9 protein-coding genes are annotated in these 12,891 nt (G+C 58.3%); 5 read left to right on the top strand and 4 right to left on the bottom strand.

The annotated features are described in order from the left end of the window. Nucleotides 1–747: 747 nt before the first annotated feature. Nucleotides 748–1,629, bottom strand: coding sequence for an ABC transporter ATP-binding protein (locus tag Q0520_RS01740; RefSeq protein ID WP_298665820.1), 882 nt, complete (start codon nt 1,627–1,629; stop codon nt 748–750). A 30-nt stretch (nt 1,630–1,659) separates the two neighbouring features. After that, on the bottom strand, nt 1,660–1,785 hold the full coding sequence (locus tag Q0520_RS01735; RefSeq protein WP_298665818.1) for a hypothetical protein: 126 nt from the start codon (nt 1,783–1,785) through the stop codon (nt 1,660–1,662). On the opposite strand from Q0520_RS01735, the gene Q0520_RS01730 reads away from it, so the two are divergent. The 5 genes from Q0520_RS01730 (at nt 1,784) to Q0520_RS01710 (ending at nt 8,795) form a co-directional block, all read left to right on the top strand. Then, complete coding sequence (locus tag Q0520_RS01730) at nt 1,784–3,499, top strand: ABC transporter permease (protein WP_298665817.1); 1,716 nt, start codon at nt 1,784–1,786, stop codon at nt 3,497–3,499. The genes Q0520_RS01735 and Q0520_RS01730 overlap by 2 nt on opposite strands. After that, nucleotides 3,496–4,569, top strand: a complete 1,074-nt coding sequence (locus Q0520_RS01725) for an ABC transporter permease (RefSeq protein WP_298665815.1) — start codon at nt 3,496–3,498, stop codon at nt 4,567–4,569. The genes Q0520_RS01730 and Q0520_RS01725 overlap by 4 nt, the downstream gene beginning before the upstream one ends. Before the next feature lie 143 nt (nt 4,570–4,712). Then, nucleotides 4,713–6,020, top strand: coding sequence for a PEGA domain-containing protein (locus tag Q0520_RS01720; protein WP_298665813.1), 1,308 nt, complete (start codon nt 4,713–4,715; stop codon nt 6,018–6,020). A gap of 127 nt (nt 6,021–6,147) precedes the next feature. Then, nucleotides 6,148–7,377: a YIP1 family protein gene (locus tag Q0520_RS01715; RefSeq protein ID WP_298665811.1), complete on the top strand. Its 1,230-nt coding sequence runs from the start codon at nt 6,148–6,150 to the stop codon at nt 7,375–7,377. Nucleotides 7,378–7,475: 98 nt separating this feature from the next. Further along, entirely contained in the window at nt 7,476–8,795 is a 1,320-nt protein-coding gene (locus Q0520_RS01710) for a methyl-coenzyme M reductase glutamine C-methyltransferase (protein WP_298665809.1), read from the top strand. Between the two features lie 188 nt (nt 8,796–8,983). On the opposite strand, the gene Q0520_RS01705 is transcribed toward Q0520_RS01710, so the two are convergent. Beyond that, the gene (locus tag Q0520_RS01705; protein WP_298665807.1) at nt 8,984–11,065 is read right to left on the bottom strand and encodes a VWA domain-containing protein; all 2,082 of its coding nucleotides are present in this window, start codon (nt 11,063–11,065) and stop codon (nt 8,984–8,986) included. A gap of 76 nt (nt 11,066–11,141) precedes the next feature. Continuing rightward, entirely contained in the window at nt 11,142–12,545 is a 1,404-nt protein-coding gene (locus tag Q0520_RS01700) for an AAA family ATPase (protein WP_298665805.1), read from the bottom strand. Between the last annotated feature and the right edge of the window lie 346 nt (nt 12,546–12,891).

Genomic DNA, 12,891 nt, shown 5'->3' with positions numbered 1-12,891 from the left:
CAGGCCCGTTCTTTGTATTCGTCTCTTCTGTGTATTCATTCGCTGTGTTGCCGCACCGTTTTGTTCTCTGATCGAGATCTTCTTCCGGCGGTTCTGCCCGAGGAGTCCGGAAAAAAGATCTGGAACGGTTTCTTTCCGTTATTCCCGGACACTCGTCCGGCGACGATCTTCGACCATAGAGCTCGGGGAAATTCTCGTGCTCTCGCCGGGGTGATCCGATCCCACGGGGAGGAGAGGGTCCACCGCCGTCCTCACAATCGAGACCGCAGGGCCAGGCACTCCCGAACCAGGATCTCCAGAGACACATCAAAGGCCCTGTGTTGCCCGTATGTCAGAACATGAGGGCGAGGCCCCGTCAGACACGCACGTGTCAAATACGCCCGGATCTTCCCCCAATCAGGAGATCACGACCCAAATTCGGGGCAAGATCCGGGAGATCCAGCGATCCGGGCATACCGGAGGCTATGCGCGAAACAGGATAAAATCCGGCAGGACTCAACGCTCCTGAGCCGCATGTACGAGTCCGGGTAATGTCGCCCCTTTCCCGGCCTCCCCTGGTGTCGGGGAGGGGGAGGGAGCGGGGCTGAAAATTGTCCCGATTTACGCCTTATTTTCATGGAGATACCTCCAAAAATGACAATAACTCCCAGTCACGCGGGTGAAATGACCTGCACCCGGTGATATGGAGATAGAACGAGAATTTTGGGATTTCCCCCCAGATATCGCCGACTCAAAAATATCGGGGTATTATTTCCCCACCGCGACGAGCATCTCCTCAAGGCTCGGATACCGCGACTCGATCCTCTCCACCCGTCCTCCGGCCGCGGCGACCATCGAGGTGACGGCGTTCATCTCATCGATGTCCCCGGCCTCGGCCATACAGACCCCTGCGGTGCAGGTATAGGCAAGGTCGAGTGCGCCGGGGTCGGCGATGGTGAAGTAGACCGCATAGGTGAGAGAGCCGAAACGCTCCCGCAGTTCCGGCATCGTGCCGAAGGCCTCGATCGTGCCGCGGCGGAGGATCATCACCCTGTCGCAGATCTCCTCGACCTGGTAGAGGTTGTGGGCGGAGAGGACGATCGTCTTCCCCTCGTCCCGCAGACCCTTCAGGTACTCCCCGATGAACCGCCCTGTCATGGGGTCGAGGCCTGAGGTCGGTTCGTCGTAGACGAGAAATGTCGGGTCGTGGATGAGGGACCGGGCGATGGCCACCTTCCTCCGCATCCCCTTGGAGAGTTCCCCGATCTTCTTCTCGCCCGCGTCGAGGGAGAGGGAGGAGAGGATACGCTCGCCGCGTTCCCTGACCGTCCCGCTGTCGAGACCGTATATCTCGCCGAAGAAAGAGAGGTAGTCGTACACCTGCATCGTCTCGTAGAGGCGGGACTCCTCGGGCAGGTAACCGAGGGCGCTCTTGTGAGCGGCAGGGTGCTTGATGATGTCGCACCCCCCGATCTCGACCGCCCCCGACGTCGGGGCGAGGAGGCCGGAGAGGATCTTCAGGAGCGTCGTCTTGCCGGCGCCATTGTGCCCGACGATCCCCAGGATGCCGGCATCGCCGAAGTCGAAACTCACACCGTCCAGGGCGCGGAAGGCCCCGTAGTCCTTCACCAGATCCCGCGCTGCAATCATTGGGGATCAGGTCGGCACCCACCGGATAAATCATATTCCCCGCGGCACCATTGATCTCAAGGAGTCGATCCCGATCAGCGCCAGAAATGTCCTGACAATTGCACGGTGGGAGGCAAAACGCTCCCTCTCCACAATGAGCAGGGAGATCCTCCCCATGACCGCTGTTCTTCTCCTCGCCCTCTTCCTGGCGTCGGGCCTTGCGGCCCAGAGCGGCGTCCACCTGCAGGACGGACTCTATGCCGCCGCCACCGACGACCCGGACATCGCCGCTGTCCTTGCACACGACCCGCTCTTCACCGTCCACCTCGTCGACAGTGCGACCCTCTCGCAGGATCTGGCGGGCTACGACCTGGTCGTCAGCGGCGGGCAGGCATATGCCACAGAGACGGATAGGGGTCAGGCCGCACTCTCGGCCTTTGCAACGGCCTGGCGGCACTACAGGAACACCGTCTACACCGCGGAGGACGACCTCTTCGCCGCCTACCCCCTCTGGATCGATACTGTTGAACTGACAAGCGAACTCGACTTCACGGCGACGGAAAGCGGGCAGACCGTCTCTCTCCACCCGCAGGGAGAGGACGTGCCGTCGCCCTCCGGCCCCGTCGAGGCGGTGCCGACCCCGGCGCCGGTGCAGTCCATGCCCACCGGCGACATGAGAGAGAAACTCGCCTCTGATGGGGATGATCAGGTCTCCAGGTACGTGGACATGGTCTCGAGCGGGCCCGACCTCGGGGAGTTCAAGACCCCCTCGCAACTCGCCCCTCCTCTCCCCTTCGACTCTCTCATCTACGTCTTCGTCTTCATCTTCCCCCTGTACTTCACCTCCCAGTTCTACATGATGTCAATCGCAAACGAACGCGTCGACCGGCGGGGCGAGGCCCTCCTCTCCACCCCTGCAGGGCCGCTCGCGATCATCCTCGGCAAGGCCGTCCCGTACTTCTTCCTGATGCTCGCCGTCTCCGCGGCGATCATCCTCCTGACAGGCGGGTCGTTCCTCGTCCTCCTCCCCCTGATCCCGGTGATCGTCTTCTTCCTGGCGGCGGCCCTCCTCATCGGCATGACGGCGCGGAGTTTCCGGGAACTCTCCTTCCTCTCCATCTTCTTCTCGACCGTCATCACGTCGTACCTCTTCTTCCCCTCGATCTTCGCAAACGTCCACGCCATCAGCAGGATATCCCCGCTGACCCTTGTCGTCCTCCAGTTCGAGGGCACAGGCTTTGCTGCCGCGGACTACCTCTACGCCACCGCCCTCTTCTGGCTCTCGTCCCTCGCCGTGCTCTGGCTCTGCGTGCGGAACTTCAACGAAGAGAGGCTCTTCTCCCAGGAGAGTCTCACCTCACGGATCATCTCCTTCGTCAGGGGGGCGATGGCGCGGGGGCACCCGATCGCCTCTCTCGTCGCCCTCAACGCCTGCATCATACCCCTCGTCTTCATGGTGCAGTTGATGTACCTCGTCCTCCTCTTCAACATCCCGATGCCCTTCTCTCTCATCCTCCTCATCCTCCTCGCCGCCGCCACCGAGGAGGTGGCGAAGTCGATCGGCATCATCGCCGTCCTCAGGGGGAGACCGGGCACCTTCACCTGGAAGAACCTCGTCCTCGCCGCTGTGGCGACCGGCGCCGGTTTCCTCATCGGCGAGAAACTCCTCCTCTTCGTGATGGTCGCCCAGGTCACCGGTTCGGTCTTCGGGACCATCCTCTTCTCGGGCGTCGGCCTCCTCTGGATGCCCTTCCTCCTCCATGCGGGAGGGGCATTCATCGTCGGCGCGGCGGTCAAGGCCGGGGGACGGCGCATGTACCTCCCGGGCCTTGTCATCGCCGCAGGGGTCCACGCCCTCTATAACCTCATACTCATCGGAGGCGCCCTATGAACGCACGACACGTCTGGACCGTCGCAAAAAAGGAGTTCAGGGGGATAGGGCACGAGCGGACGATCGTGCTCGCGATCCTCCTCCAGGTCTTCATCGCCATGTTCTCCTCCTTCCTGGTCATCGGCCTCACCTCACTCTACGACCCGGCCTCGATGGACCGGGCGGGCGGGGTCTATGCCGTCGGCTATGCCGGAGCAAACTCTCCCCTGCGGGGTATCCTGGAGGCCGACGACACATTTGCCGTCTACCAGATGGACCTCTCCCCCGCGATCGCCGCCCTGAAAGAGAGGCAACTTGCGGCCGTCGTCTATGTGCCGCCGACACAGCCCGGGGCTGTGGAACCTGTGCAGGTCACCCTGTACACCCTGAAAAATGATATTCAGGCTGCGGTCGTGGGCGTGGAACTGAAGGAGGACTTCGAGGAGTACGAGGCCCTCCTCAGGCACGTGCGGGCAGACCGCCTCGCGGCAGCACCTATCGAGGTCGCCGTCCCGGAAGGGGCAGGGGGACAGAGCTTTTTCCTCTTCATCTACGGCCTCCTCATCCCCCTCCTCCTCTTCATGCCCGCCATCATCTCGGCAAGCCTGATCATTGACTTCATCACCGAGGAGTACAGTGCCCGGACCCTCGAAACCCTCCTCTCCACCCCCCTTACCTTCACGGAAATACTCTGGGGGAAGGTCGTCGCCGCATGGGTGCTCGTCCCCCTCCAGGGCGGCGCCTGGCTCCTCCTCCTCGCCCTCAACGGCATCGCCGTCCACAATATCGTCGAAGTGCTCATCCACGTCTCCGCGGCCTCGCTCGTCCTGATCCTCCTCGCCGCCCTCACCGCCCTCCACTTCAGGGACCGGACAAACGCGCAGTTCATCTTCTCGACCGGGCTTGTGGCCGTCCTCCTCGCCGCACTTGCAGTCCCGGCAAACCCGGCGAACTTCATCGTCCTCCTCGCCGCCGGGGCCGCCGTCTCCTGGCACTGGGTCGTCCTCGCCATCGTCCTCTGCGGGACTCTCCTCCTCGCCGCAGTCACCGATAGGTATGCCCGCACGATCGCACGCCGGGCGATGACCTGAGGGGCGCCAGGTATTATCCAGATATAAACCAGATTCAAAGATAAAAAATCCAGATAATCGCAAATATGCATAATCGGCGATACAATTGCCGGTAAAAAGCGGAAATTATAAATATCAAGTATCGCCATTTTTGCGTGATTATCATGATCACACAGAGAGTCATTGCAGGGGGAGCGGTGCTGATGGCCCTGCTCCTCCTTGTCATGTCCGTTGCCGCTGTCGGCGGGGACGAGGCATGGGTCCAGGTGCGCTGCAACGTGGAAGGTGCATCGATCTATTTTGACGGCGATTACAAGGGGCAGATCGCCGGGGGCGAACTGAATGTCCCGGTCTATACCACCGGCACGCCGTACACCACGGCAAAAGCCGTCATGGACGGGTATTACACCTCGTCGACCTCGATAGGCAAGTACCCCGCCACCGGTCAGACAAAGACGGTGTACATCACCCTGAACCCGGCCCCGACACCGGCCCCGACGACCACCGGCACCCTCTCGGTGACCTCCTCGCCGAGCGGCGCCAAGGTCTATGTGGACGGGTCGTACTACGGCAGGACCGCCCAGCATATCTCAGGCCTCTCTGCCGGCGACCACCGCGTCGAGGTCGCCCTCGACGGCTACGAGACCTGGCAGAGCACCGCCCGCGTGAAGGCCGGTCAGGTCACGGACGTCTATGCCTCCCTGACACATAAACCGACGCTCGGTTCGGTCTATGTCTCGTCCGGTCCCTCGGGCGCAAACATCTACCTTGACGGTGTGTACAAGGGGACAACCCCGCGGACCCTTTCCGGCATTGCCGAGGGCAGGCACTATGTCGACGTCGAACTCGCCGGGTACCAGGAATGGAGCGGGCCGGTGAATGTCGTCGCAAACCAGCAGGCCCAGATCTCCGTGAGCCTCACGCCTGAACCAAAGCCGGTCTTCGGCACCATCGCGGTCTATTCAGATCCCGTCGGGGCCTACATCTACCTGGACGGTGCCTACCAGGGCCGCACCTATCCTGAGGGCTTTGTGGTCATCGGCGTCTCGCCGGGCACCCACACCGTGACCCTCAAACTCGACGGCTACCGGGACGCGGTCACCTCGGTGAACGTGAACTCGGGCCGGCAGTCAACGGTGCGCTCGACCCTCCAGACTCCGGGCGCCAGCATGGGTTCGGTGGATGTCACCTCAGACCCGGCCGGGGCCGAGGTCTACCTGAACAATGCCTACAAGGGGGTCACCCCGGTGACGCTCAACGACCTTGCACAGGGTAGTTACACCGTCGCCCTCAAACTCAAGGGTTATGTCGACTGGACGACGACCGCCACCGTGAATACCGGCGCAAAGACTCCTGTCTCGGCGCAGCTTGCAGCGGTCCCGCCGACAACGCAGAAGTCGCCGGGTATGGTCGTCCCGGCCCTCGGTGCCCTTGCGATCCTCGGGTACCTCGCGGCCCGGAGAGAGAACTGAACTCTTCTTTTTTTCGGGGTCCCGGCGGGAGCGAAAGGGAAGACACGGACCCCCTTCTACCAGATCAGGTTCTCCCGCTGCCCCACAAAACAGAACTGATATATCCTCCCCCCTCTTCACTCTCCGCATGGGGCAGAAGACCGTCGAAAGAGCACAGGGGTTCCTCATCGACCCTGTCGAGACATTTCGAGATGCCCGAACCGACGATCCCGGCGACGCCCTCGCATACTTCGGCACCCTCCTCGCCGTCAACATCGTCCTCCTCTGCCTTCTCGTCACCGGCGGGCTTGTTCTGGTGTCCGGGGGAGAACCCGGACTGATCGTATTTGCTGTGCTCGTCACCGTCATCGCCGACGCGATCGGCACGATCGTCCTCTTCGTCCTCGCCGCCCTGACCCTCCACCTCTTCGTCGTCCTCCTCATCGGCGGGAACGGCATGAAGGAGACGTTCAAGGTCCTCGCATACGCCGCCACCCCCGGCCTCCTCCTCGGGTGGGTCCCGCTCATCGGCCTTCCTGCATGGGTCTGGACCCTGGGCCTCGCGGCTGTCGGGGTCAGAGAACTCCACGAAACCACGACAGGGCGGGCCGCAGTCTCGGTCCTCCCGCTGCCGGTGCTCGCCCTCCTCCTCTTCGTCCTCCCCCTGATCATTCTGAGCGGCAGTGCCTCTGAGGAGCCCTCTTTTCTGAGTGCCCGCTATACGTATGAACTCACCATCCAGACCGAGACGCCCATCGAGAACGTGACCTTCCTCGTCCCCATCCCGGCGCACGGCGACAGTCCGGCTATCGGCCCGGAACCGATCACCGACGAGTTCTACTCCGGTCGTCTCCCGGAGAATATCTCATCCTCCCTCCTCCTTGTCGAAGGCCGGACATATCTCCGGTTGACCGCACCGGTCATGGACGCCGGGGAGGAGATCTCCGTAGAGTATCATAACTACACGTCACTCGGCCAGAAGTTCAGTCCCGAGGTCGTGCCGCACCTGGTCAACACCCTCCACCCGTTCGGGAACGAATCCCTCTTCTCCTCCAGGCAGGACCTCACGCCTGCAGACTGCTCTCCAGGGGAGGTGAAGACGCACGGCAACAACCCGGGTTATTCCTGCACCTATACCATTCCCGTCTACGCGTACTACGAGAACGGGACACGGGTCGAGATATCCTCAGAAATTGAGGGGAGAAATGATTGGAGTGAGTTCTTCGATGCCTGGATCTCCAATCGCTATTCAGACCACTATCACCTCACCATCACCGGCGAACCCGAGGGCTGGATCTCTGCCGGCGGGACGGTGGTGGCAGGGTCGGGGATCTACCGCGAGTGGCAGGTGGGACCTCTCCCGGCCTCTGACACCTGAGAAGGGCGGAGTTTGGTCAGGTGCGTGTCTCCCCCGCCCCGCCGAAACCCGACGCTTGATCGCATCCTTCAAGACCCTCCGGGCCGAAAGATCACGGGATGAAGACCGTGGTCATTTCGCCGGGGATCGCCACCTACGGCGCCATGCTCATCGGCGGAGTGGTGCGGGAGGCGGGGCACGAGGTCGCCCTCTCCACCGCGCTTGCGGCCGGCGACGCAGATGCCGTCCTCCTCTCCCTGTACTCGAGCCAGCACCTGATGGACCCCGAGATGAAGACTTTTGTCGCCGGCGTCAGGCAGTCGGGCAGGCCCGTCTATATCGGCGGCCCTGTCTCCGCATACCCGGAGTACGTCCTCGGCGAACTCGCCCCCGACGCCGTGGTCGTCGGCGAGGGCGAAGTGACGGTGCCCCGCCTCCTTGACGGGGGGATACACCCTGACCTTCCGGGCATCGCCTATGCAGACGGGGAAAAGACCGTGGTCGTCACACCTCCGGCACCGAAGGCGCCGGTGGAGAGGCGACCCCTCCCCCTCATCCCCGACACCATCGGGCAGCAGTCGATCAGGGGTGCGAACGCCTACATTGAGACACACCGCGGCTGCACAGGGGCCTGCACCTTCTGCCAGGTGCCCCGTTTCTTCGGCCGCGAGATCAGGAGCCGCGACCTCGACGAGATCAGGGAGGAGGTACGGGCCTTCAGGGAGAAAGGGGCGAAGAGGCTCTCGGTCTCCGGAGGCACCGGGTCCCTGTACGGCTATGACGGCGCGATCGACGACGACGCCGTCATCGCCCTCCTCGAAATGCTCGCCGAGGAACTCGGCCCAAGGAATGTCTCGGCACCCGACATCAGGGTGGACGCGATCACCGACGAGATCCTGGAGGCGATCCGGAAGTACACCATCGGCTGGCTCTTCTTCGGCTTCGAGTCAGGGAGCGACCGCATTCTCAGGCAGATGGGCAAGGGCGTGACCGTCGCACAGATGCACGACGCCGTGGAGAGGTCGCGCCAGCACGGCCTGAAGGTCGCCGGGTGCTTCATCGTCGGCTACCCGACCGAGACCGCGGAGGACTACGAGGCCACGAAGGAGTTCATCGCCGCGGAGATGCTCGACGATGTCTTCATCTCGGTCGCCGAGCCGATCCCCCGCACGCCCCTCGCAGACCTGGTGCTGCGGACGCCGCACCAGGAGAACCCGGTCTTTGCTCCCCACGAAGGGGAGTACCGCTCCCTCCACCTCACCGAGGCCGAGGCGCGGTGGTTCGACCTCTCCCAGCACGCCGACATGTACAAACCCCTCCTCCACGTCGTCACCGACGAGGTCTTCAGCCTCTACCTGGCGGAGGCGCGGAAGCAGGGCGAGGACGTGCGGCGGGTGACGGCACTGATCGAGAAGTACGACGGGGGAAGACGAGAATAATCAGGAGTGGAGAGATCACATTGAGTCAGGCATGCCGTGGGTGCCTGCCAGACCGAGAAATCTCTGCGTTTTTTTTGGCCGTGTGGAAATCCACTGTACGAATCATTTTTTGGGCGATCAGGTGTCATGGCCGTTCGTAACATGATGCCCCGGGAAGCGTATTCTAAATTACGAAGACCATTTCCTCTTCACCGGGACTTCTTCGCAATCTGCCGTATCAGATGAGCGGGGCTGTTACCCGGCCTCCAGGTATCAGCCTTTTGCATAAGGTAGGTCTCATCCGACACCTGCTCAAGACCTCCAGCAGTCGTCCTGCCTATGATCATCGAGAAAATCCGAGCGTCCTGCTCTTTTTTCAGGGATTTCCACTCCTCAAGAAGCGCTTTGTTCGAGATTTTCGAGCCACCGTCAGTGATAAAGAGAAGATCAGCGCTCCTGAACTGTGGCTCTTTCAGGGACTGCATTCCCGCCTTCAGGGCAGTGTTAAAATCAGTGCCTCCGCCAAATGTTTGATTGAGGAATTCAAGAAACTCCCCGGCCATCCTCTTCGTACCTGTAAGGTCTATTGTATCCAGCTGATTCCGTGATGAAAAGAGGATTACTTTCACGTCTCTCTCATCTTTCAGCATCCTCCGGGCAATAGCCAGGATCGTGGCTTTTGCTATCGTCTCGGGGGGACCTCGCATCGACTTTGATGTGTCGACCAGCGCCACAACAGGCCCCCTTTTTCTGGTCGACGGGGGACCTCCGACCCAGTTCTTCCCCCGCAACTGATAGGTCAGAAGCTTTTTTTCCGCGAGGTCTGCAGCAAATTTTAATTTCAGGGTTGGGTTTTGCAGTTTAACCGCTTCAGTAGGGAGAAGATGGTCAAGGTCAGAGGAATAGGTGATGGAATGCATCTCCGTCTTTCCATGAGAGGAAACGGCTATCTTCCTCGACCCGTACTCCATCTCAATGCGCCCGAGTTGCTCAACGATTTCTTTGAGTGTCTCGCTATTCTCTGCAATCTTTGCGTAGTGCTCAAGGTTTTCGAGATAATTCCTGTGAAGATCCTTCAGTGCGTAATCCCACTGCCTGCCGGGGAAGAGCTGGGCGAGTATCTCAAGAACGTCAAGGTTCTTCCGCAAAGTGGATAAAACCGGGTCCATTGCAGGGTTTAAAAGGTGTCGGAGAATTGTCTGGATGATCTCATTGGACTTTGGTTTTTCCGTAAACTCGAGAACTCCCCCGACCAGTTCTTCTTGCGGGGTGTCCGGACCAGAGGCATCGCGCGAGTCGGATTTCAGAGTCAGAATAATTCCTGTGATGGTATTATCGAGATCGTCCAGAATATCTTCTTGCAGTTCTTCTGACGGCGAAAAGATGGGCAGGTCGTTATCGGGTAACTGTGTCTGGTCCCCCTCTCCGGCCAGACATATGCTTGAAGAAGCACTTTCACCGCTCATGTCCGTAGTCGGCCTTGATTTGGCAGTTCCCTCATTTTCATCATCGTCTAAAGGAGATTGCCCTGCTCCCGCGAGAGTGGTTTCGAGAAGACGGGAATACTCCTGAGCGAACTGCTCTGCATAGCACGACAGGATGTTGATGTCCACCCCTTCATCTGGGGACTGGGCCTTTGCAGATTCTGTCCGAATAAAATTCTGCAGGGCCTGTCCAGCCTGTAAGGCATCATTCAGGAAATTCTGTAACATCCGCGGGTTGGAAGTACTCCGGAGCACTTTGAGATCGCCGGAGAGATCCTCAAACTGCGGTGTGAGATCCGGATCCGTTTCTGCATCTCGCAGGAGATCGCGATCTCCTTCCGGTTCAGGGTTCTCCCAGACACGTTGCGTCTGCTCGATGATCCTGGAAAGTTCGTCCAGCGCTTCCTGTAATGATGAGTCGGTTGAGTCTTCGAGGTGCAGAGGGTATTGCGAGAAAGAGTCGATGATGTCAAACACCTTTTTGAGGAGAACTTTCAGTGCCTGAACACCTGCAACGGGACTTTTCTCGGCAAGGTCCCGAAGATCAGACCATGCACTGTTCCATTTAAGGTTCAGATATACAGGGTAAAACACGCCAAAACGTTCTATGAAGCGTCGGGTGTCCCGGATCTCGTAATGATCTCCCAGGATAAGTTCTGACGCACATATTTCTGCGATATCTTCACGAACCCGGCGGGGGATGGTACGGGGAACCGAAATGATAGGATTCAGATCGCCTTTCACGATCTGTGACAGCCTGTTCAACTCGTAGGGGGATCCCATTCCGGATATCGAATGTTCATCCATTCTATTCACGCTTTCTCGAGGGGATTTTTATTTCACATTTCCAATAACGCTGCAGACAGATCTGCGTGAAACATGTTCAGGATTTATGTCGATATTCGATACTCTTTTCGATATTTGCCATCTTTTCTTCTATTGTGTAGAGATCCCTGATCTTCTCTTCGTGTCTGAGAAGAATTTCATCGACGTCTCTCCGGGAGATCCAGATATTTTGATTGAGATGGTTCTTCAGATCTTCAGTTTCAGAGTCCAGAGACTGCTTTAATCTATTCTTTTTCTCTAATATCTCGTTATATTCACGGATCAGCATCTTGTACTTGGAATGGTCGATCGTGTTTGGTTTCATTCCGAGCGACCTGAGGGTGTCAGTCGCGTTATATGTTTGCCAATTTGAATTTGTATAATATTTATGGGACGGATTTTTTTCGCTATGCCTGATCAGGTCCCAGACTGTGTCGAACTTATCATTGCAATTTTTACACGCCACGACCTGAGGAAGTTTCTGGCCCGGATCATATGAATATTGAACAGACCGACTTATTTTGTCGAAGTCGCTCACCTCGCTACCCAGTTGATACGTGTTTATTCCACCAGAAACGGCCACATCCAGAATACGTTTCCTGATCTGTTCCCGCTGATCGGGAACTGTCCAGAGCATATGCTGGAGCAAAAGGAGCATTGTGCGGTTGACGCTTGCGTCACCATTTGCTGCGGCTGCCACTTTCAGTGCATGAAGGATCTTCTTCCACCGACGGTCTGAAATGTGGATGTCCATAGACCGCAACTCTTTTCTGAGCGCTAAAATGCTGTCCAGGACGTCAGGGTCAACAGGCAATTTTTGCGCTTTCTCACGGATGGCACTGATATCCTGGATCGACAGTGTTGTGGAAGATGTAAAACCATCGCTGCTTCCGGTGAGGTATTCGAGAAAATTCTTTTCATCCTGAATGTAGTCGACAGAGTACCGGAACAGGAACCGGTCATACAGGGCTTCGAGATTTTCATCTTCTTCGGGGAGTTCATTTGATGCGCCAAAGACCGAGAGCAACGGAACATCCAGAATATTTTTTCCGTTGTGAAATTTTCGCTCGTTCAGGATGGTCAGAAGGCTATTGAGGATGGAACTGTTCGCCTTGAAGATTTCATCAAGGAGGGCGATATGCGCAGTCGGCAGGCATCCATCAACATTACGCCGGAATTCATCCTGTTCGAGGGCTTTCAGTGAAAGTGGACCGAATATTTCGTCGGGCGTTGTAAAGCGAGTGAGCAGATAATAATAGAATGTGCCCCCCTCAATCGACTTGCAGACGGTGTGGGCCAGGTATGTTTTTGCCGTTCCCGGTGGCCCGAGGAAGAGAACATGCTCTCCAGATAATATTCCAAGGAGCGCTCCCCGTATTTCATCATCCCGCTCCTTAAAAATAGACTGGAAAGAGGACTGAATTGCCGAAAGATTTTCCCTTATGGCCATCGTATATTTCATATTAAAATGAAAAATAATAAACATTTCGATTCTATATAATGGGGCATTAATCACTTTAACAAAAAACGGACGTATATTGTGATTTGAAGTTATTTCGGGAAATGAAAACCGATTTTTAAGATATTCACTTCTTACCTCTGCTGGACTTCTGTGCTTTCTTTGGTTTTTGGGTTAAGATGATCAAAGGTGTGCGACTGTAATGAGTACGGAGTGGCTTTTGAAATAAGATGATGCAAATACGTATGGGCATGGATGGTCAGCCACGGAAGGCGGCGCAGCACGGTCTCTCCAGCGAGGAGGCGCGTGAACGGCTCGAACATTTCGGCCCAAACAGTGTCGCAACGAC

This window comes from uncultured Methanofollis sp. (assembly GCF_937919355.1).
In the GTDB taxonomy this organism is placed as follows: domain Archaea; phylum Halobacteriota; class Methanomicrobia; order Methanomicrobiales; family Methanofollaceae; genus Methanofollis.
The sequence above is the reverse complement of the archived record's forward strand: the minus strand, read 5'-3'. Positions and strand labels throughout refer to the sequence as shown.